This window comes from Microbacterium hominis NBRC 15708, from assembly GCF_001592125.1.
In the GTDB taxonomy this organism is placed as follows: domain Bacteria; phylum Actinomycetota; class Actinomycetes; order Actinomycetales; family Microbacteriaceae; genus Microbacterium; species Microbacterium hominis.
The window spans coordinates 695,296-714,483 of sequence record NZ_BCWI01000001.1; the positions used below are offsets into that span (position 1 = coordinate 695,296).

General features: G+C 70.7%; 19 protein-coding genes. 3 read left to right on the forward strand and 16 right to left on the reverse strand.

Features of this window, described 5'->3' with window-relative positions; translation table 11 throughout:
* Positions 1-20 precede the first annotated feature (20 nt).
* On the reverse strand, positions 21-1,073 hold the full coding sequence (locus MHO01S_RS03370) for a 3-isopropylmalate dehydrogenase (RefSeq protein ID WP_060958428.1): 1,053 nt from the start codon (positions 1,071-1,073) through the stop codon (positions 21-23).
* Positions 1,074-1,151: 78 nt separating this feature from the next.
* Entirely contained in the window at positions 1,152-2,699 is a 1,548-nt protein-coding gene (locus MHO01S_RS03375; protein WP_061781816.1) for an MFS transporter, read from the reverse strand.
* A gap of 67 nt (positions 2,700-2,766) precedes the next feature.
* On the opposite strand from MHO01S_RS03375, the gene MHO01S_RS03380 reads away from it, so the two are divergent.
* Positions 2,767-3,309 (forward strand): TetR/AcrR family transcriptional regulator, encoded by a 543-nt coding sequence (locus tag MHO01S_RS03380; RefSeq protein ID WP_060958426.1) that lies wholly within the window; start codon positions 2,767-2,769, stop codon positions 3,307-3,309.
* 111 nt (positions 3,310-3,420) lie between these two features.
* Here the strand turns inward: MHO01S_RS03380 and serA are convergent, their stop codons facing one another.
* The 10 genes from serA to MHO01S_RS03430 all read right to left on the reverse strand — a co-directional run bounded on the left by serA (position 3,421) and on the right by MHO01S_RS03430 (position 14,241).
* Positions 3,421-5,025, reverse strand: coding sequence for a phosphoglycerate dehydrogenase (gene serA / locus MHO01S_RS03385; protein ID WP_060958425.1), 1,605 nt, complete (start codon positions 5,023-5,025; stop codon positions 3,421-3,423).
* A gap of 102 nt (positions 5,026-5,127) precedes the next feature.
* On the reverse strand, positions 5,128-5,499 hold the full coding sequence (locus MHO01S_RS03390) for a hypothetical protein (protein WP_060958424.1): 372 nt from the start codon (positions 5,497-5,499) through the stop codon (positions 5,128-5,130).
* Entirely contained in the window at positions 5,496-6,032 is a 537-nt protein-coding gene (locus tag MHO01S_RS03395) for a hypothetical protein (protein WP_060958423.1), read from the reverse strand. Before MHO01S_RS03395 ends, MHO01S_RS03390 begins: the two co-directional genes overlap by 4 nt.
* Positions 6,029-6,754: a copper homeostasis protein CutC gene (locus MHO01S_RS03400; protein WP_061781832.1), complete on the reverse strand. Its 726-nt coding sequence runs from the start codon at positions 6,752-6,754 to the stop codon at positions 6,029-6,031. The genes MHO01S_RS03395 and MHO01S_RS03400 overlap by 4 nt, the downstream gene beginning before the upstream one ends.
* 106 nt (positions 6,755-6,860) lie before the next feature.
* Complete coding sequence (gene ilvC, locus MHO01S_RS03405; RefSeq protein ID WP_060958421.1) at positions 6,861-7,886, reverse strand: ketol-acid reductoisomerase; 1,026 nt, start codon at positions 7,884-7,886, stop codon at positions 6,861-6,863.
* A gap of 71 nt (positions 7,887-7,957) precedes the next feature.
* Positions 7,958-8,467, reverse strand: coding sequence for an acetolactate synthase small subunit (ilvN, locus tag MHO01S_RS03410; RefSeq protein ID WP_036290481.1), 510 nt, complete (start codon positions 8,465-8,467; stop codon positions 7,958-7,960).
* 1 nt (position 8,468) lies between these two features.
* Complete coding sequence (locus tag MHO01S_RS03415; protein WP_060958420.1) at positions 8,469-10,268, reverse strand: acetolactate synthase large subunit; 1,800 nt, start codon at positions 10,266-10,268, stop codon at positions 8,469-8,471.
* Positions 10,269-10,327: 59 nt separating this feature from the next.
* Positions 10,328-12,034: a dihydroxy-acid dehydratase gene (ilvD, locus tag MHO01S_RS03420; RefSeq protein ID WP_060958419.1), complete on the reverse strand. Its 1,707-nt coding sequence runs from the start codon at positions 12,032-12,034 to the stop codon at positions 10,328-10,330.
* Between the two features lie 9 nt (positions 12,035-12,043).
* Positions 12,044-12,826: a trehalose-phosphatase gene (gene otsB, locus MHO01S_RS03425; protein WP_061781817.1), complete on the reverse strand. Its 783-nt coding sequence runs from the start codon at positions 12,824-12,826 to the stop codon at positions 12,044-12,046.
* Positions 12,823-14,241, reverse strand: coding sequence for an alpha,alpha-trehalose-phosphate synthase (UDP-forming) (locus tag MHO01S_RS03430; protein WP_060958417.1), 1,419 nt, complete (start codon positions 14,239-14,241; stop codon positions 12,823-12,825). The genes otsB and MHO01S_RS03430 overlap by 4 nt, the downstream gene beginning before the upstream one ends.
* Before the next feature lie 43 nt (positions 14,242-14,284).
* Here MHO01S_RS03430 and MHO01S_RS03435 point away from each other — a divergent pair, with 43 nt between their 5' ends.
* Positions 14,285-14,539, forward strand: coding sequence for a hypothetical protein (locus MHO01S_RS03435; RefSeq protein ID WP_060958416.1), 255 nt, complete (start codon positions 14,285-14,287; stop codon positions 14,537-14,539).
* Between the two features lie 42 nt (positions 14,540-14,581).
* Here MHO01S_RS03435 and MHO01S_RS03440 read toward each other — a convergent pair whose 3' ends face one another.
* On the reverse strand, positions 14,582-15,022 hold the full coding sequence (locus MHO01S_RS03440; RefSeq protein WP_060958415.1) for a GNAT family N-acetyltransferase: 441 nt from the start codon (positions 15,020-15,022) through the stop codon (positions 14,582-14,584).
* Positions 15,023-15,096: 74 nt separating this feature from the next.
* Entirely contained in the window at positions 15,097-16,605 is a 1,509-nt protein-coding gene (locus tag MHO01S_RS03445; protein ID WP_231734828.1) for an MFS transporter, read from the reverse strand.
* 81 nt (positions 16,606-16,686) lie between these two features.
* Between MHO01S_RS03445 and MHO01S_RS03450 the strand changes: the two genes are divergently transcribed.
* Complete coding sequence (locus MHO01S_RS03450) at positions 16,687-17,313, forward strand: TetR/AcrR family transcriptional regulator (RefSeq protein ID WP_060958413.1); 627 nt, start codon at positions 16,687-16,689, stop codon at positions 17,311-17,313.
* 40 nt (positions 17,314-17,353) lie between these two features.
* On the opposite strand, the gene MHO01S_RS03455 is transcribed toward MHO01S_RS03450, so the two are convergent.
* Both MHO01S_RS03455 and MHO01S_RS03460 read right to left on the reverse strand, forming a co-directional pair.
* On the reverse strand, positions 17,354-18,538 hold the full coding sequence (locus MHO01S_RS03455) for an acetyl-CoA C-acetyltransferase (protein ID WP_060958412.1): 1,185 nt from the start codon (positions 18,536-18,538) through the stop codon (positions 17,354-17,356).
* Complete coding sequence (locus MHO01S_RS03460) at positions 18,535-19,188, reverse strand: 3-oxoacid CoA-transferase subunit B (protein ID WP_174524650.1); 654 nt, start codon at positions 19,186-19,188, stop codon at positions 18,535-18,537. Before MHO01S_RS03460 ends, MHO01S_RS03455 begins: the two co-directional genes overlap by 4 nt.

Here is a 19,188-nt window from a genome sequence, read left to right on the forward strand (position 1 = left end):
GTACGTGCGGCGGTTCCAGGCTACGCCTGGACAGCGGCGGCGATGGCGTCGCCGACCTGGGCGGTGGTGCGGGGCTGCGATCCTCGGGCGGCGATGTCCGCTTCGACGGCGCGGGTGACGCGCGCGGCTTCGTCGGCCAGCCCGAGGTGATCGAGCATGAGAGCGACGGAGAGGATCGCGGCCGTGGGGTCGGCCTTCTGCTGTCCCGCGATGTCCGGCGCCGAGCCGTGCACGGGCTCGAACATCGAGGGGAACGCGCCGTCGGGGTTGATGTTCCCCGAAGCGGCGAGGCCGATGCCTCCGGTGACGGCGCCGGCCAAGTCGGTGAGGATGTCGCCGAAGAGGTTGTCGGTGACGATCACGTCGAAGCGGCCCGGGTTCGTGACCAGATAGATGGTGGCCGCGTCGATGTGCACATAGTCTACGGTCACGTCGGGGTGCTCGGAGGCCACGGCATCCACGATCCGCTTCCACATCCCGCCCGCGTGCACCAGGACGTTGGTCTTGTGCACGAGCGTGACCTTCTTGCGGCGACGCTCGGCCTGCGCGAACGCGTAGCGCACGACGCGCTCGATGCCGAAGGCCGTGTTGACCGACGTCTCGTTGGCGACTTCGTGCGGGGTGCCCGTGCGGATCGATCCGCCGTTGCCGACATAGGGCCCCTCGGTGCCTTCGCGGACGACCACGAAGTCGATCGCGCCGGGGTCGGCCAGCGGGCCGGGCGCTCCCGGGTAGAGCTTCGAGGGGCGGAGGTTCACGTAGTGATCGAGCGAGAAGCGGAGCTTCAGCAGCAGCCCGCGCTCGATGTTCGCGTCTTTCAGCCGCGGGTCTCCCGGCACGCCGCCGACGGCACCCAACAGGATGGCGTCGTGCGCGGCGATCGCGGCCAGGTCGTCGTCGGTGAGCGTGTCGCCGGTCTCGAGGTAACGCGCCGCGCCGAGCGAGAACCGTGTCTTGTCGAAGGTCACGTCGGATGCCGCGGTCACGGCATCCAGCACCTTCTCCGCCTCGCCGACGACCTCGGGACCGATGCCGTCACCCGGGATGACGGCGAGCTTGATGACACGCGACATGGAACTCCTCGAAACTGCTCGAAACTGCCCGAACCGTCGACGCGCGGCATTGTCGGCGTCGTCGTCCAGGAGGACGGCTCAGTGCTCGACGTGCGCGCTGCGGGACCCCTTCAGCGTAGTGGCCGCGATGACCGCCGCGATGGCGACGAGCACCGCGCCGATGACGGCGGTGATGCCGACGCCGGCATCGAAGGCGTGCGCCGCGGCGCTGCGCAGGGCCTCGGCGGTCGGGGTGTCGAGCGTGCCCGCGACCGTCATCGCGCCGGCGAGCGTCTCGCGCGCGGCATCCGCGGCCGCCCCCTCGACTCCCGCGGGCAGGACGATCCCGCTGCGGTAGGCCGCGGTCAGGATGCCGCCGAGCACCGCCGTGCCGAGCACGGCGCCCAGCTCGTAGGCCGTCTCGGAGACGGCGCTGGCGGCACCCGCCTTCGCCGGGGGCGCGCTCGCGAGGATCAGCTCGTTGGAGACCGTCTCGGCCGCTCCGATGCCGATGCCGAGCAGCACGAACGCGGCCACGAGCAGCGGCAGCGCGCCGTCGCCCACGGCGCCCGGGACGAGCAGGTACGCCACCACCGAGAACGTCAGCGCGATCGGCACGACCACGCGCGCCGAGACGCGACGCGCGATCGGGACGACCAGGAGACCGGCGACGATCATGGCCGCCATTCCGGGGACGAGCGCGAAGCCGGCCTCCATCGGCGACAGCCCGACGATCAGCTGCAGGTGCTGTGCGACGAAGTACAGGAAGCCCACCAGCGACACCACGCTCAGGAGGTTGACCAGCAGCGCACCGCTGAACGTGCCGCGCGAGAACAGGCGCATGTCGAGCATGGGCTGCGTCGAGCCGAGCTGGCGACGCACGAACAGTACGCCGAACGCCACGCCGGCGACGGTCAGCACCACCGGCAGCACGCCGAACCCGTGGACGGCGACCTCCTTGATGGCGTAGACGATCGGCACCATCGTCAGCATCGACAGGGCGATGCTCACGGGGTCGATGCGTCCCGGGTGCGGGTCGCGGCTCTCGGGCACCAGCAGCGGTGCGAACACCAGCAGCGGCACGAGCACCGGCACCGACATGAGGAAGACCGAGCCCCACGCGAAGTGCTCCAGCAGGATGCCGCCGACGATCGGACCGAGCGCCGCGCCGGCGGAGAACATCGACGCCCACACCGCGATGGCCATGCGGCGCTGGTCGCGGTCGGTGAAGATGCTGCGCAGCAGCGACAGGGTCGACGGCATCAGCATCGCGCCGAAGACACCCATGCCCGCGCGTGCGGCGATGAGCCAGGCGGCGCTGGGGGCGAACGCGGCGAGCACCGAGACGGCCGCGAATCCGGTCGCGCCGATGAGCAGCATCCGCCGTCGGCCGAACCTGTCGCCGAGGGTTCCCATCGTCACGAGCAGGCCCGCGAGCACGAGGGGGTAGGCGTCGATGATCCAGAGCTGCTGCGCACTGGAGGGGTTGAGGCTCAGGGCGATGTCGGGCAGCGCGAAGCTCAGCACCGTGTTGTCCACGGACACGAGCAGCACGGGCAGCATCAGCACGACGAGTGCGAGCCAGCCGCGCCATCCGACGCGCTTGCCGTTCGCCTCGGCCAAGGTGATCTCTTCTGTCAAAGTCATGATTTCTTTACCGTCCAGCCGGTATAGTAACAGAGATGGAGATCACGCGCTGGATAGCATCGAGACCATGAGTCGCCCTCCCCTGGCCCGCGAGAAGGTGCTGGACGCCTTCGAGGCGATCCTCGTGGACGACGGTGAACGCGCGGCGACGATGGATGCCACGGCCCGCTCAGCGGGCGTCTCGAAGGGCGGCCTGCTCTACCACTTCGCCTCGAAGGAACTGCTCGAGGCCGGCCTGATCGAACGCCTCCGCGCGCTCGTGGAGGACGACGTGGCGGCGATGTCGAGCTACCCGGGCGGCCCCATCGCCCACTACCTGCGGTCGTCGGTGATGTCCAACGACCCGATCGACCGCGCCATCCTCGCCGCCTCGCGCCTGGCGCAGGGCGGGAACACGCAGGCCGCGGAAGCGCTGCGCGAGGTGCGGGAGAAGTGGGCGGACGCCCTGCGCCCGTACGCCCCCGACGGCGCCGCGCTGGATCTGGTCATGCTCGTCGGCGACGGCCTGTACTTCAACAACGCCCTGTCGGGCGGCTCGATCCCCGGGCCGGTCCCCCGCGGCGACGCGCTCGACGCGCTCGTCGCCCTGGTCGAGCGCGCGGTCCGCTGACCCGGGGCCACCGCGTCTCGACTCGTCGCTGCGCTCCGCGCTCGACGACCGGGAAGAGGCGGCTCCCCCGGTCGTCGAGCGAGCGCCGCGAGTCGAAACGCCCTGCGGGCCTCAGGCCTCGCTGATCTCCAGCTGGCGGAACAGGTCGGCGCCGACCGCTGCACGCGTGTCGTCCAGGATCGCGTCGGGCACGGGCTGGTCGACGGTCAGCACCGAGAGGGCGCGACCCGAGGCATCCGGCTGCGCGACGAACAGGCCCGCGATGTTGATGCCGGCCTCCCCGAGCTTCTGTCCGTAGATCGCGACGATGCCGGGACGGTCGGCGTAGCGCATCACGAGGTGGTGCTTCTCGATCGGCACCTCGATCTCGTAGCCGTTGATGCCGACGATCTTCGGCACCATGCGCGTGCCGGCCAGGGTGCCGGCGACCGTCAGCACGGATCCGTCGGACAGCGTGCCGCGCAGGATCGTGATGTTGCGGTACAGGGGGCTGTCGGCCTCGACGATCAGGCGGGTCTCGATGCCGCGCTGCTCGGCGAACAGCGGCGCGTTGACGTACGACACGTTCTCGCTGACGATCTTGGTGAAGATGCCCTTGAGCGCCGCCAGGCGGTAGACGCTCACGTCGTAGGCGGCGAGCTCGCCGCGCACCTCAATGTCGAGGCTCGTGAGCGCGCTCGTCGCGAGGCCCGAGAAGACCTGCCCGAGCTGCTCGACGAGCGCGATGCCGGGGCGCACGAACGGGTCGATCACGCCACCGGCGACGTTGACGGCGTCGGGCACGAGGTCGCCCTCGAGGGCGAGCTTGACGGAGCGGGCGACCGAGATGCCGGCCTTCTCCTGCGCCTCGTCCGTCGAGGCCCCCAGGTGCGGGGTGACGACCACGTTCGGCAGCGACAGCAGCGGGAACGCGGTGCCCTCGGGCGTAGGGGGCTCGCTCGTGAAGACGTCGAGACCGGCCCCGGCGATCTCACCGGTGGTGAGGGCCGTGTACAGCGCCTCCTCGTCGATCAGTCCGCCGCGGGCGACGTTGACCACGTAGGCGGTCGGCTTCATCCGCGCGAACTGCTCGGCGCCGATCATGCCGGTCGTCTCCGGCGTCTTGGGCATGTGGATCGTGATGAAGTCGCTCTGCTCGAGCAGGTCGTCGAGGCTCAGCAGGCTCACTCCGAGCTGCTGGGCGCGCGTGGGGGTGACATACGGGTCGTACGCGACGACCGTCACACCGAACGCCTGCAGCCGGGCCGCGATGAGCGCCCCGATGCGGCCGAGGCCGATGATGCCCACCGTCTTCTCGAAGAGCTCGGTGCCGGTGAACGAGCTGCGCTTCCATGCGCCCGCCGCGAGCGACGCGTGCGCGGCCGGGATGTGGCGCGCCAGGCTCAGGATGTGCCCGACGGTCAGCTCCGCCGCGGAGATGATGTTCGAGGTCGGCGCGTTGACGACCATGACGCCGGCGGCCGTCGCCGCCTTGATGTCGACGTTGTCGAGGCCCACGCCCGCACGCGCCACGACCTTGAGCACGGGGGCGGCGGCGATGGCCTCGGCATCCACCTTCGTCGCCGAGCGGATCAGGATCGCGTGCGCCTCGGCGATCGCCGACAGCAGCGCCGGGCGGTCGGTGCCGTCGACCTGACGGACGTCGAAGTCCGGCCCGAGGGCGTCGATCGTGGCGGGTGAGAGTTCTTCGGCGATGAGGACGACGGGCTTGGACACAGCGGCAGGACCTTTGCGAAGGATGGGATCGGTGGAAGGATGCCAGCCTACCGGTCGTGCCGCCCTGCCCCCGACCGTGTGACGGCCGGGAAAACCCGGCTCTCAGCCGATCATCGATGTGCCGGAGGGCCCGACGCTGTAGGTCAGGATGTTCAACCAGAACACCGCGACGACGCACAGCCCGGTGACGAGCACGAGCGAGAACTGCCACCACGAACGCCGCCAGCCCACGGCGAAGGCGACGCCGAACGCGACGAGCGGGAAGACCACCGACAGCAGCAGGACGAACCAGCCGTAGCCGTTGAGGGGCTGTGCGCCGGATGCCGCCTGGACGAGGAAGTCCACGGCGTTCCAGACGAAGTACGCGTAGAAGAGCCCGAAGAGCACCGAGATCGTCACGATCAGCCAGGTCGGCAGCGCGCGCCGCTTCCCTGCGGCCACGGGAGTCGTCGCGGAGGACGTGTCCGGGGTCATCGTCCCACCGCCCCGACCAGGATGAAGGGCCACGGCACGAGGAGCGCGAGCCCGCCGAGCAGGAGCAGCACGCGGATCCAGGCCTTGGCGAGCCGGGTGAGCACGAACACCGTCAGGAACCACAGCGCCGGCGCCGCGACGGCGAGCCAGAACGCGACCGTGTACCCGACGGGGCTGACCAGGAACTGGGCGGTGCCCTGCAGCCGCAGTCCGCCGATGATCCAGCCGATCGTGAAGAGGAGGTAGGCGCCGGCGAGGATGCCGAACGTCACCAGCATCGCGTTCGACAGCTGTGCGGGCTCGTCGGGCATGGTGACCGTGCCGTCGGCCTCGATGCGGCCGACCTCCGCGCTCCCCTTCCCCACCGCCGTGTAGCCGTCGGGGAGGGCGAGGGGCTCCGCCGCGGGCTCATCGTCCTCGATCGGCGCGCCGTCCGCGACCGCCGTGTCGGCGCCGGGCCGGTGGCCGACATCGAGCGTGGGGTCGTCGTCGCCGTCCCAGCTGAGGGCGTCGTCGTCGCGTGGTGTGCTCACGCTTCGAGCGTAGCGCCGACCGCGGCCACCGCCGCCGCCACGACCGCCGCGTCGGTGACGTCGTGGCCGCTCGTGCCGCCGCCGGGCCCGGCGGGAGTGTCGCGGCCGGCGACGGCTCGCGCCGACAGATGCACGGCGTCGACGCCGGTCGCCACGATGGCCGGGATGTCGGGCACGCGGATGCCGCCGCCGGCCATGATCTCCACGCCCGCCCCGAGTGCGACGAAGCGGCGCAGCGCGCCGACCCCGTCGATGGAGCGGTCGGCCCCGCCCGAGGTGAGAACCCGGTCGACGCCCAGCTCGGCGAGGCGCTCGAGCACCGCGAGCGGATCCGCGGACGCGTCGATCGCCCGGTGGAAGACGAGCGTGAGGTCGCCCGCGGCCTCACGCCAGCGGCGCAGCGCCTCCGCGTCGACCGCGCCGGCTGCCGTCAGCGCACCGACGACGACGCCCCCGGCGCCGGCACGCGCGACCGCGGCGATGTCGGCGGCGACCAGGGCGACCTCCTCGGCGTCGTAGACGAACCCGCCGCCCCGAGGGCGCACCAGCACATTGACCGGCTCTCCCCCGACGCCGGCCACCGCGGCCTCGACGAGTCCGATCGAGGGTGTCAGGCCGCCGACGCCCAGCGCCTGGCACAGTTCGAGACGGGAGGCTCCGGCATCCATCGCGGCGCGGGAGCCCGCGGCATCCTGCACGGCGATCTCGACGGCGACGGTCATGACCGCCACGCTAGCAAAGGCGAAGGCCCGACCCCCTTGTGAGGGGGCCGGGCCCGTGTGGCTTTCGCAAGCCTGCTCGGCGGGTGTGCCGAGGGTCTGGACGGGATCAGCGCGCGGCGGATCCCTCGGTGTAGTCGGCGTCCTGCTGCTTCCACGCGAACAGGGCACGCAGGTCCTTGCCGACGGCCTCGATCGGGTGGGCGGCGGCCTTCGCGCGCAGCTCCTGGAACTCGGGCGCACCGGCGTCCTGGTCGCCGATGAAGCGCTCCGCGAACGCCCCGGACTGGATGTCGGCGAGCACGCCCTGCATGTTCTCCTTGACGCGCGGGTCGATGACGCGCGGGCCGGAGACGTAGTCGCCGTATTCGGCCGTGTCGGAGACCGACCAGCGCTGCTTGGCGATGCCGCCCTCCCACATGAGGTCGACGATGAGCTTCAGCTCGTGCAGCACCTCGAAGTAGGCGATCTGCGGCTGGTAGCCGGCCTCGGTCAGCGTCTCGAAGCCGTACTGGACGAGCTGCGAGACACCGCCGCACAGCACCGCCTGCTCGCCGAAGAGGTCGGTCTCGGTCTCCTCGGTGAAGGTCGTCTTGATGACGCCGGCACGGGTGCCGCCGATGGCCTTCGCGTACGAGAGCGCGGTCTCCCAGGCGTGACCCGACGCGTCGCGCTCGACGGCGATGATGTCGGGGATGCCGCGACCGGCGACGAACTCGCGACGCACCGTGTGTCCCGGCGCCTTCGGGGCGACGAGGATGACGTCGACGCCCTCGGGCGCGTCGATGTAGCCGAAGCGGATGTTGAAGCCGTGGGCGAAGGCGAGCGTCTTGCCGGCCGCGAGGTTCGGCTGGATGCTGTCGCGGTAGATGCCGCGCTGGTGCTGGTCGGGCGCGAGGATCATGATCAGGTCGGCCCAGGCCGCCGCGTCGGCGACGCTCTTGACCTCGAAGCCGTCCTCCTGCGCCTTCGCGATGGACTTCGAGCCGTCCTTGAGCGCGATGACGACCTCGACGCCCGAGTCGCGGAGGTTCTGCGCGTGCGCGTGACCCTGCGAGCCGTAGCCGACGATCGCGACCTTCTTGCTCTGGATGATGGACAGGTCGGCGTCGGAGTCGTAGAAGATCTCAGCCATGGTGTGTGTTTCTCCTTGGTTTCTTTCCGGTCGTTGAGCGGGCGCAGCGCGTCGAGACGCCCGCGAGAAGTTCAGCCGCGCAGGACGCGTTCGGTGATGGACTTGCCGCCGCGGCCGATCGCGAGCAGACCCGACTGGGCGAGCTCCTTGATGCCGAACGGCTCGAGCGCGCGCAGGATCGCGTCGATCTTGCCGCGATCGCCGGTCACCTCGACGACCAGCGCATCGGTCGCGTAGTCGACGACCGAGGCGCGGAAGAGGTTCACGACCTCGATCACGTTGGAGCGCGTCTGATTGTCGGCGCGCACCTTGATGAGCATGTGCTCGCGCTGCACGGATGCCGCGGGCTCCAGCTCGACGATCTTGATGACGTTGATCAGCTTGTTGAGCTGCTTGGTCACCTGCTCCAGCGGCAGCTCCTCGACGTCGACGACGACCGTGATGCGGGACAGGCCCGGCACCTCGGTGACGCCCACCGCGAGGGACTCGATGTTGAACCCGCGACGGGCGAACAGCCCCGCGACGCGGGTCAGCAGGCCCGGCTTGTTCTCCACCAGAAGGCTCAGGACATGACGGCTCATCTCAGTCCTCCTGATCGAAGCTCGGGGCGTGGTCGCGCGCGTACTGGATGTAGCTGTTGCTGACGCCCTGCGGCACCATCGGCCACACCATCGCGTCGGCGGAGACGACGAAGTCGATCACGACCGGGCGGTCGTTGGTCTCCAGCGCCGTCTGGATGGCGGCATCCACGTCTTCCTCCTTCTCCACGCGGATCGCGAGGCACCCGTAGGCCTCCGCGAGCTTCACGAAGTCGGGGATGCGGATGCTGCCGTGGCCCGTGTTGAGGTTGGTGTTGGAGTAGCGGCCGTCGTAGAACAGCGTCTGCCACTGGCGCACCATGCCGAGGCTCGAGTTGTTGATGATCGCGACCTTGATCGGGATGTTGTTGATCGCGCAGGTGGCGAGCTCCTGATTGGTCATCTGGAAGCAGCCGTCGCCGTCGATCGCCCACACGACGCGGTCGGGTTCGGCGACCTTGGCCCCCATGGCGGCGGGGACGGAGTACCCCATCGTGCCGGCGCCACCGGAGTTGAGCCACGCGTTGGGCCGCTCGTACGTGATGAACTGCGCGGCCCACATCTGGTGCTGGCCCACGCCCGCCGCGTAGACGCCCTCGGGGCCGGTGAGCGCGCCGATGCGGGAGATCACGTACTGCGGCGACATCAGTCCGTCGCTCGGCTGCGTGTAGCCGAGGGGGAACTCGTCGCGCAGGCCGTCGAGGTACGACCACCACTCGGCGATGTCGGGCTTCTGCCCCTCCGCCGCGCCGCGGAACGCCGCGTCGAGGTCGACGAGCACGTCGCGCACGTCGCCGACGATCGGCACGTCGGCCGTGCGGATCTTCGAGATCTCGGCGGGATCGATGTCGACGTGCACGACCTGCGCGTTCGGGGCGAACAGCGCCGCCTTGCCGGTGACGCGGTCGTCGAAGCGGGCGCCGAGCGCCACGATGAGGTCGGACTCCTGCAGGGCCAGCACCGCCGGCACCGTGCCGTGCATGCCCGGCATCCCCAGGTGCTGCGGGTGCGAGTCGGGGAACGCGCCGCGCGCCATGAGCGTCGTCACGACCGGGGCGCCGGTCGTCTCGGCGAGGGTGCGCAGCTCGGCGGCCGCCCCGGCGCGGACCACGCCGCCGCCGACGTACAGCACCGGCTTGCGCGCGGTGACGAGGAGCTGGGCCGCGGCCTGGATCTGCTTGCCGTGGGCCTTCGTGACGGGGCGGTATCCGGGCAGCTCGATCTTCGGCGGCCACACGAACGGCGCCTCGGCCTGCTGCGCGTCCTTGGTGATGTCCACCAGCACGGGGCCCGGACGGCCCGTCGAGGCGATCTCGAAGGCGGCCGCGATGGCGCCGGGGATCTCCGACGCCTCCTTCACGAGGAAGGAGTGCTTCGTGATCGGCATCGTGATGCCGACGATGTCGGCCTCCTGGAACGCGTCGGTGCCCATCAGGGTCGAGAACACCTGGCCGGTGATCGCGACGATCGGCATCGAGTCCATGTAGGCGTCGGCGATCGCGGTCACCAGGTTGGTGGCGCCCGGACCGCTCGTCGCGATGGCGACGCCGACCTTGCCGGATGCCGCGGCGTAGCCCTCGGCGGCGTGGCCGGCGCCCTGCTCGTGGCGCACGAGGATGTGGCGCAGCGCCGTCGAGTCCATCAGGGGGTCGTAGACGGGGAGGATCGCGCCGCCGGGCAGGCCGAAGACGTCGGTCACTCCGAGGAGCTCGAGCGAGCGGACGACGGCCTGGGCGCCGGTCAGCACCGGTGCGGAGGATCCTCGGGCGGGTGGTCGCGGCACGGCCGCGGTGTCGAGAGACATAGTGGTACCTCGGGTGTCGGATGCGTGTGAGGGCGGCTTCCCGCCCTGGAGTCTCGGCCTCAGCCGGTCGTCGCGCCCTCCGCTGCGGAGCGCACGAGTTTCGAGTACTTGGCCAGAACGCCACGGGTGTAGCGCGGGGGAAGCGGCTCCCAGCCGTCACGGCGGGAGTTCAGCTCTGCGTCGTCGACGAGTAGGTCGAGAGTGCGAGCCGCGATATCGACCCGTATCAGATCACCATCGCGCACGAAGGCGATAGGACCTGCGTCCACCGCTTCGGGTGCTATGTGGCCGATGCACAGGCCGGTTGTGCCGCCTGAGAATCTGCCGTCCGTCAAGAGTAGTACATCTTTTCCGAGCCCCGCGCCCTTGATGGCCGCGGTGATCGCGAGCATCTCCCGCATGCCGGGGCCGCCCTTGGGACCCTCGTAGCGGATGACGATGACGCTGCCGGCCTCGATCTCGCCGGCTTCCAGGGCATCCATCGCGCCGCGCTCGCGCTCGAACACGCGCGCCGGGCCCTCGAACACCGACGCGTCGAAGCCGGCGGTCTTCACGACGGCGCCCTCGGGGGCGAGGGTGCCGTGCAGGATCGTCAGGCCGCCGGTCGCGTGGATCGGGTCGTCGAACGTGTGGATGACGGTGCCGTCGATGGGGTCGGGGTCGAGCTCGCGGAGGTTCTCGGCGAGCGTCTTGCCGGTGACCGTGAGGGCGTCGCCGTGCAGCAGGCCCTCGTCGAGCATGGCCTTCATGATGACGGGGATGCCGCCGTGGCGGTCGACGTCATTCATGACGTACTTCCCGAACGGCTTCATGTCGGCCACGTGCGGCACCCGGTCACCGATGCGGTTGAAGTCGTGCAGGCTGAGCTCCACCTCGGCCTCGCGCGCGATGGCCAGCAGGTGCAGCACGACGTTGGTCGAGCCGCCGAGCGCCATCGCGAGGGCGATCGCGTTCTCGAACGCCTCCTTCGTGAGGATGTCGCGGGTCGTGATGCCCTGGCGCAGGAGGTTGACGACGGCCTCGCCCGAGCGGTGCGCGTAGTAGTCGCGGCGACGGTCGGCGGACGGCGGGGCCGCCGAGCCCGGAAGGCTGAGACCGAGCGCTTCCGCCACCGAGGCCATCGTGTTGGCGGTGTACATGCCGCCGCAGGCGCCCTCGCCCGGGGCGATGGCGCACTCGATGCGCTTGAGGTCCGCTTCGCTCATCTTGCCCGCGAGGCAGGCGCCGACGGCCTCGAAGGAGTCGATGATCGTGACGTCCTTCTCCGTGCCGTCCGACAGCTTCACCCAGCCGGGGGCGATCGAGCCGGCGTAGAGGAAGACGCTCGACAGGTCGAGGCGAGCGGACGCCATGAGCATGCCCGGGATCGACTTGTCGCAGCCGGCGAGCAACACGGTGCCGTCCAGACGCTCGGCCATGACGACGGTCTCGACCGAGTCGGCGATGACCTCGCGCGAGACGAGCGAGAAGTGCATGCCCTCGTGACCCATCGAGATGCCGTCCGAGACGGAGATGGTCCCGAACTGCAGGGGGTAGCCGCCGCCGGCGTGCACGCCCTCCTTGGCTCCCTGAGCGAGCCGGTCGAGGCTCAGGTTGCAGGGGGTGATCTCGTTCCAGCTGGAGGCGATTCCGATCTGGGGCTTGTCCCAGTCCTCGTCGCCCATGCCGACCGCACGGAGCATGCCGCGGGAGGTGGTCGCCTCGATGCCGTCCGTGACGACACGACTGCGGGGCTTGATGTCGATGGTGGGATCGCTGTCCGGCATCCTCGAAGTCTATTCCCGCGGGGTGTCGCGTTCGCGCGCGAGACCCGACAGCAGCGCCGCCAGTTCGGGGATGCCGTCGACACGCACCGTGGCGGCCGTCGCTCCCCCACCGACGCGCACGCCCACGTCGCCGGGCTCGAGGCTGCGCAGGGCGTCCTCGTCGGTGACGTCGTCGCCGGCGAACAGCACGGCGGTCGCGCCGGTGCGCTCTCGCAACCGCGCCACAGCGCCGTCCTTGCCCTCGGTGCGAAACGCGTACTCGAGGATGTCGTGACCGTCGCGGCGGCGCCAGTCGGGCGCCTCGACGGCCATGAGCCCGGCGATCGCGTCGTGCGCCCGCGCCGCGTGGGCCGGATCGGCGACCAGCCGGGTGTGCAGCGCGAACCCGAACTGCTTCGGCTCGATCCACGCGCCCTCGGCCTGCGCGGCCAGCGCCTCGGCGCGGCGGCGCAGGTCGTCGCGGAGGGCGAGGAGCGCGGCATCCGCACCGTCGGCGTCGCGATCGTCGTCAGAGGCGGGCCAGTGCTCGGCGCCGTGGGATCCGGCGAGCAGCACCGGCGAGGCGTCGTCGTGCTCCGCGATGATGCGGAGGTCGTGCAGAGTGCGCCCCGAGACGAGGGCGACCGTCGTCGCGGGCGCGCGCACGAGAGCGTCGACCGCGGCGCGGGCGTCCGCGGTCATCCGCGCCGCCATCGGCTCGTCGATCAGCGGCGCGAGGGTGCCGTCGAAGTCGAGCGCCACCAGCAGACGCTGGGTCCGCGCGAGCGCGGCGACAGCCGGAGCGAGGCTCACGACCGTGCCTTCACGGCGTCGAGGTCGGTGAGGAAACGACGTGACCAGTCCGCGACGTCGTGATCCCGCACGCGGCGGCGGAGTCCTCGCATCCGCCGCGCCTGTTCGGCGGGCTGCATGTCGATCGCGGTCATGATCGCGTCCTTGAGGCCGTCGATGTCGTGGGGGTTGACCTTCACCGCCTGGGCGAGTTCGTCCGCCGCGCCGGTGAACTCGCTCAGCACGAGCACGCCGCGACTGTCGACCCGGCTGGCGACGTACTCCTTCGCGACGAGGTTCATCCCGTCGCGCAGCGCCGTGACGAGCATGACGTCGGCGGCCAGGTAGAGCGCGACCATCTCCTCGCGCGGATACGAGTGGTGCAGGTATCTGATCGCGGTGTGCCCCACCGTGTCGTAGTCGCCGTTGATGCGCCCGACGGTGAGCTCGATCTCGTCGCGCAGCTGCATGTAGGCAGCCACGCGCTCCCGGCTGGGGCTCGCCACCTGCACGAGCGTGACGTCCTCGACCTCCAGGCGGCCCTCCTCGAGAAGCTCGCCGTAGGCCTTCAGCCGGTGGCCGATGCCCTTGGTGTAGTCGAGGCGGTCGACGCCGAAGAGCACCGTCTGCGGATTGCCGAGGCTCTCCCGGATCTCCTTCGCGCGCGCCTGCACCTCGGGCCGGCGCGCGATCTCGTCGTACAGCTGCGCGTCGATGGAGATCGGGTACGCCTTCGCGACCGCGGTGCGCACCGAGCCGTCGTCGGCCACGATGCGGATGGTGCCGGACTTGGTCTCGAAGCCGAGCTGGCGACGGACCGCGTTCGTGAAGTTGCCGGCATCCTGCACCCGCTGGAAGCCGATGACGTCGGCGCCCAGCAGTCCCGACAGCACGTGTCTGCGCCACGGAAGCTGGGCGAACAGGCCGTATGCCGGGAACGGAATGTGGTGGAAGTAGCCGATCACGACGTCGGGGCGCAGCGCGCGCAGCAGGCGCGGGACCAGCTGGAGCTGGTAGTCCTGCACCCACACGATGGCGCCCGGGGCGGCGACGGATGCCGCGGCCTCGGCGAACCGCTCGTTGACGCGGACGTAGGCCTCCCACCACTCGCGATGGTAGGCCGGCGGCGAGATGACGTCGTGGTACAGCGGCCAGATGGTGTCGTTGGAGAAGCCCTCGTAGTAGAGCTCGACGTCCTCATCGGTGAGGGTCACCGGGACCAGCTCCATGCCGTCGAGCTCGAACGGCTCGAGCTCCAGCCCCGCGGTCCCGGGCCACCCGACCCACGCACCCCCGGTCTGCTGCAGCACCGGCTCGAGCGCGGCGACGAGGCCTCCGGGCGAGCGCCGCCACCCGCCCTCGACGCTCGGGTCGTGGTCTACGGGCAAACGGTTCGACACGACGATCACGTCGGCCTTGGACTTCCGGTCGCTCACGCGGCTCCTCTCGGCAGGCGTGGGTCCAGGCTAACGTGGTCCCATGCGCAAGTACCTGTTCGGGACCGGGATCATCTCCGCCGTCACCAGCGGCCTCGCCCTGCTGCGCGGCCTCCGTGGCGACGTGCCCTTCACGTGGCGGCAGGCTCTCGCGTGGCTGAGTTGGGGCATCACGCTCGCGCTGTCGATCGGCACGATCGTCGACACGTACCGCGCCTCGCGCGGAAAGCTCGTGGCGACTGACTCGCCGCTGCGGGGCAGCGAGGAGAAGCTCCTCGCCAAGCGCCTCTCCCGCTGACGGCGGGCCCCCTCCGCGCGTCCGCGGCCGACGGATGCCGGGTCAGAGCGCGATCTGGTAGTGCACGAAGCCGGTGTCCTCGGCGACGCGGTCGTACAGGGTGCGCGCCGTCGCGTTGCCGCTCTGGGTGAGCCAGTAGACCTTCGCCGCCCCCTCGATCTGCGCGCGGTCGCGTACGTGGGCGATGAGCGCACGCCCGACGCCGCCGCCACGGACATCCGGCGAGACGAACAGGTCCTCGAGGTAGCAGTACGCACCGATGCTCCAGGTGGACGGGTGGAAGAGCCAGTGCACGAGGCCGACGGCACGTCCGTCGTCGTCGCGCGCGATCGCCCCGCGCAGCGCCCCGCCCTCCACGAGCCGGCGGAAGACGTCCGCGGTGACCTCGTCGGTCAGCTCACTCTCGTAGAACGTGAGGTAGCCGGCCCAGAGGGCGGCCCACTCGTCATGGTCGGCGGCGGTCAGCGCTGCGATGGTCACCATCCGGTGAGACTATCGCGACGACGCGCGCCGCCCGGCGTCGCGAGGCGACGTCCGGACGGCGCGCGACGGCCGCCTCAGTGGGCGAGCACCGGCTCGGATGCCGCGTCGGGCGCCGGGGCGCCGGCATCCCCCGCCGCAGCGGCGCCCTTGCGTCGGAAGGCCACCGCGGAGATGAGCGCACCGAGGCCGAATGCCCCCGCACCCCACCAGTACGCCGTCGCGTAGCTGTGGATGGCCGCGTCCGCGAGCACGTCCGGCGTCACGGGCGTGTGCGCGGCGACGAAGTCCGCCGCGGCGGTGGCCGCGAGGGTGTTCAGCAGTGCCGTGCCGATCGAGCCGCCCACCTGCTGCGAGGTGTTGACCATCGCGGAGGCGACGCCGGCGAACTCGCGGTCGACGCCGAGGGTGGCCGTCTGGATCGACGGCGGCATGATCGATCCCATGCCGAGCCCCAGCAGCATCAGGGCCGGCAGCACGTTCGCGGCGTACACGCTGGAGCGATCGAGGAACGTGAGCAGCACCATGCCCGACATGGCCAGCAGCATGCCGATCGGAACCATCGTCTTCGGACCGAACCGCGGCAGGAAGATGTTCGTCGACAGCTGCGCGCTGAGCACCAGCATCGCGATCATCGGGAGGAACGACAGCCCGGTCTGGATCGGGGAGTAGCCGAGCGTGGTCTGGAGGTAGTAGGTCACGAACAGGAAGATCCCGAACATCCCCGCACCGGCGATGAGGATCGAGCTGTACGCGGCCGCCCGGTTGCGGTCGAGGACGATACGCAGAGGCAGCAGCGGATGCGCGGCCCGGCGCTGCCACAGGACGAAGGCGACGAGCAGCACGCCCGACGCGGTGAGCATGCCCCACGTCAGCGGCGCGTCCCAGCCGTCGGTCTCCGCGTGGGCGAATCCGTAGACCAGGGCGAAGAGGGCACCGGACACCAGCACCGTCCCCGGCACGTCGAGCTTCGGACGCGGGCCCGTCCGCGGGATCGTGTGCACGAAGAAGATCGCGCCGATCACGGCGATCACCGCGATGACGTCGTTGATGTAGAGGTTCCAGCGCCAGCTCAGGTCCTCCGTGAGGATGCCGCCGAGCAGGAGCCCGATGGCGCCACCGGCACCGGCGATCGCGCCGAAGACGCCGAAGGCGCGACCGCGCTCCTTGGGATCGGTGAAGGTCGTGGTGAGCACCGCGAGCGCCGTCGGCGCCAACAGTGCGCCGAAGGCGCCCTGCAGCGCCCGGGCGAAGACGAGGAGTCCGAAGGTGTCGGCCATGCCGCCGAGGGCGGAGGCGAGCGCGAAGCCGAGCAGTCCGATGATGAAGGCGCGTTTGCGTCCGATGAGATCCGACAGGCGGCCGCCGAGCAGGAGCAGGGAGCCGAAGGCCAGGGAGTAGGCCGTGATGATCCACTGCCGGTCGCCGTCGGAGAACTGCAGGTCGGCCTGCGCGGCGGGCAGGGCGATGTTCACGACGGTCGCGTCGAGCACGACCATCAGCTGGGCCAGCGCGACGACGGCGAGCGTCAGCCAGCGCCGGCTGGAGTGCGCCGCCGCAGCGGCTTCGGGTGAGGGTGAGGTCATGCGGGAGACTCTATACGACACTCGCCAGTTCCGAAACCAAATAGTTCCTGAACACGACGGTTCCTGAACTACACTGTTCTCATGACTGACACCACCCTCAGCGCCGAGGACGTCGACCCCGCCCCCAAACTCGGGCGCAAGCGCGATCACTCGCGGGATCCGGAGATCCTCGCCGCAGCGCTCGACATCCTCGCCGAGAAGGGCTATGAGCGCATGACGGTCGACATGGTCGCCGCGCGTGCGCGCGCCGGCAAGGCGACCCTCTATCGACGCTGGCCGTCGAAGGCCGAGCTCGTGATCGATGCGGTGGCCTGCATGAAGAGCGCCTCCCCCGCCGATCTCCCCGACACGGGCTCGCTGCGCGGCGACCTCGTCGCCAACATCAAGGCTCCCGTGATGAAGGACGGTGAGCGCAAGCTCCGGATCATGGCCGGGATGGTCTCCCTCATGTCGGAGTCTCCCGAGTTCGCCGACGCCGCGCGCGCGGTCATCGTCGAGCCCCGTTCCGCCGCGCTGCGCGTGCTCATCCAGCGCGCGATCGAACGCGGTGAGGTCGCGCCCGACGTCGATGTCGCCCTCGTGGCGCAGGTGATCCCGGCCATGACGGCGTACAAGACCCTCATGCTCGGCACCGCCGTCGACCGCGACTACATCATCGCCCTGGTCGACGACATCCTCCTGCCTGCACTCGGGCTGCGCCCCGCCTGACCCGTCGCGCGCGGGTGTCGCCCCGCGCACGCCGCCGTGCTCAGCGCGTGAGGATCAGCGCCTCCCCTTGACCACCCCCGCCGCAGAGGCCGACGGCTGCCGTGCCTGAACCGCGGCGGACGAGCTCGTGCACGGCGTGCACGACGAGCCGCGCGCCGGAGGCGCCGATCGGGTGACCGAGCGCGATGCCGCCGCCGTGGACGTTCACGACGTCCTCCCCCACCCCGAGCTCGCGCTGCGAACGGGCGACGACGGCGCCGAACGCCTCGTTGATCTCGATGAGATCCAGATCGGATGCCGCGAGGTGCTGGCGCTGCAGGGCCTGGGCGATCGCGCGCGCGGGCTGCGCGTGCAACGAGTTGTCGGGGCCGGCGACCTGACCGGCCGCGCCCACCACGGCAAGAACGGGCCAGCCGCTCGCGTCGGCGTGCGCACGCGTGGTCAGCACCACGGCGGCCGCGCCGTCGGAGATCTGCGATGCGTTGCCGGCAGTGATCGACCCGTCGGCCGAGAACGCGGGGCGAAGACCGGCGAGCGTCTCCTCGGTGGTCTCGTCGCGGATGCCCTCATCGGTGGTGATGGTCACCGCGGGACCGCGGCGCTGCGCCACCTCGACCGCGACGATCTCGGCGTCGAAGACCCCGGCATCCCGCGCCGCCGCGGCGCGCTGGTGCGACAGGGCGGCGACGCGATCCTGCTGTTCGCGCGTCACCTCGAACCGTGGGTTCAGCCGCTCGGTCGAGGCGCCCATGCTCTCGCGGTCGTACGCGTCGGTCAGACCGTCGTAGGCCATGTGGTCGAGAACCTCGACGGATCCGTAGCTCCAGCCCTCGCGCGAGCCCATCAGCAGGTGCGGCGCGCGTGTCATCGACTCCATGCCGCCCGCGACGACGACCCTCGCGTCGCCGGAGGCGATCATCCGCTTGGCGTCGATGATCGCGGTCAGCCCCGACAGGCACACCTTGTTGACGGCGGATGCAGGGACGTCCCAGCCGAGTCCGCCGGCGAGGGCCGCCTGGCGCGCCGGGTTCTGTCCGGAACCGGCCGGCAGCACCTGGCCCATGATCACGGCATCCACGGCGTCGGCGGGGATGGCACCCTGTGCGAGCGCGCCGGCGATGGCGAACCCGCCGAGCTGCGTGGCGGTGAAGGAGGCGAGCTGCCCCTTGAGCCGGCCCTGCGGCGTGCGGGCGGCGGCCACGATGACGATGTCGTCGGTGCTCATGCGATCTCCTCGAGTGCGTCGGCGATGATCAGGTGGGGTTCGGTGGCGGCGACGACCTCGGCGACGCTGACACCCGGAGCGGTCTCCACGAGCACGAGCCCGTCGGCCGTGACGTCGATGACGGCGAGGTCGGTGATGATCCGGTCGACGACTCCGCGTCCCGTGAGCGGCAGCGAACACGCGTCGACGATCTTGGCCGAGCCGTCGCGCGCGACGTGCTCCATCAGCACGATCACGCGTTCCGCGCCGTGGACGAGGTCCATGGCGCCCCCCGGACCCTTGACCATCTTCCCGGGGATCATCCAGTTCGCCAGGTCGCCGGCGGCCGACACCTGCATGGCGCCGAGGATGGCCGCGTCGATCTTCCCGCCGCGGATCATGCCGAAGCTCAGCGCCGAGTCGAAGAACGCGGCGCCCGGGAGGACCGTGACGGTCTCCTTGCCGGCGTTGATGAGGTCGGGGTCGACGTGGGCCTCGGTCGGGTACGGACCGACGCCGAGGATGCCGTTCTCCGACTGCAGCACGACGGTGACGTCGTCGGGCACGAAGTTCGGCACGAGCGTCGGCAGACCGATGCCGAGGTTCACATACGACCCGTCGGCCAGCTCCGCGGCCGCACGTGCGGCCATCTCGTTGCGGGTGCGCGCCAT

What these genes read in the sequence shown, in the direction of transcription:
- MHO01S_RS03445 (WP_231734828.1), bottom strand. Translation starts at nt 16,605, where the DNA reads ATGACCTCACCCTCACCCGAAGCCGCTGCGGCGGCGCACTCCAGCCGG.
- MHO01S_RS03450 (WP_060958413.1), top strand. Translation starts at nt 16,687, where the DNA reads ATGACTGACACCACCCTCAGCGCCGAGGACGTCGACCCCGCCCCCAAA.
- MHO01S_RS03455 (WP_060958412.1), bottom strand. Translation starts at nt 18,538, where the DNA reads ATGAGCACCGACGACATCGTCATCGTGGCCGCCGCCCGCACGCCGCAG.
- MHO01S_RS03415 (WP_060958420.1), bottom strand. Translation starts at nt 10,268, where the DNA reads ATGTCTCTCGACACCGCGGCCGTGCCGCGACCACCCGCCCGAGGATCC.
- MHO01S_RS03440 (WP_060958415.1), bottom strand. Translation starts at nt 15,022, where the DNA reads ATGGTGACCATCGCAGCGCTGACCGCCGCCGACCATGACGAGTGGGCC.
- ilvC (WP_060958421.1), bottom strand. Translation starts at nt 7,886, where the DNA reads ATGGCTGAGATCTTCTACGACTCCGACGCCGACCTGTCCATCATCCAG.
- MHO01S_RS03380 (WP_060958426.1), top strand. Translation starts at nt 2,767, where the DNA reads ATGAGTCGCCCTCCCCTGGCCCGCGAGAAGGTGCTGGACGCCTTCGAG.
- ilvN (WP_036290481.1), bottom strand. Translation starts at nt 8,467, where the DNA reads ATGAGCCGTCATGTCCTGAGCCTTCTGGTGGAGAACAAGCCGGGCCTG.
- MHO01S_RS03460 (WP_174524650.1), bottom strand. Translation starts at nt 19,188, where the DNA reads ATGGCGCGCACCCGCAACGAGATGGCCGCACGTGCGGCCGCGGAGCTG.
- MHO01S_RS03435 (WP_060958416.1), top strand. Translation starts at nt 14,285, where the DNA reads ATGCGCAAGTACCTGTTCGGGACCGGGATCATCTCCGCCGTCACCAGC.
- ilvD (WP_060958419.1), bottom strand. Translation starts at nt 12,034, where the DNA reads ATGCCGGACAGCGATCCCACCATCGACATCAAGCCCCGCAGTCGTGTC.
- MHO01S_RS03390 (WP_060958424.1), bottom strand. Translation starts at nt 5,499, where the DNA reads ATGACCCCGGACACGTCCTCCGCGACGACTCCCGTGGCCGCAGGGAAG.
- MHO01S_RS03400 (WP_061781832.1), bottom strand. Translation starts at nt 6,754, where the DNA reads ATGACCGTCGCCGTCGAGATCGCCGTGCAGGATGCCGCGGGCTCCCGC.
- MHO01S_RS03370 (WP_060958428.1), bottom strand. Translation starts at nt 1,073, where the DNA reads ATGTCGCGTGTCATCAAGCTCGCCGTCATCCCGGGTGACGGCATCGGT.
- MHO01S_RS03375 (WP_061781816.1), bottom strand. Translation starts at nt 2,699, where the DNA reads ATGACTTTGACAGAAGAGATCACCTTGGCCGAGGCGAACGGCAAGCGC.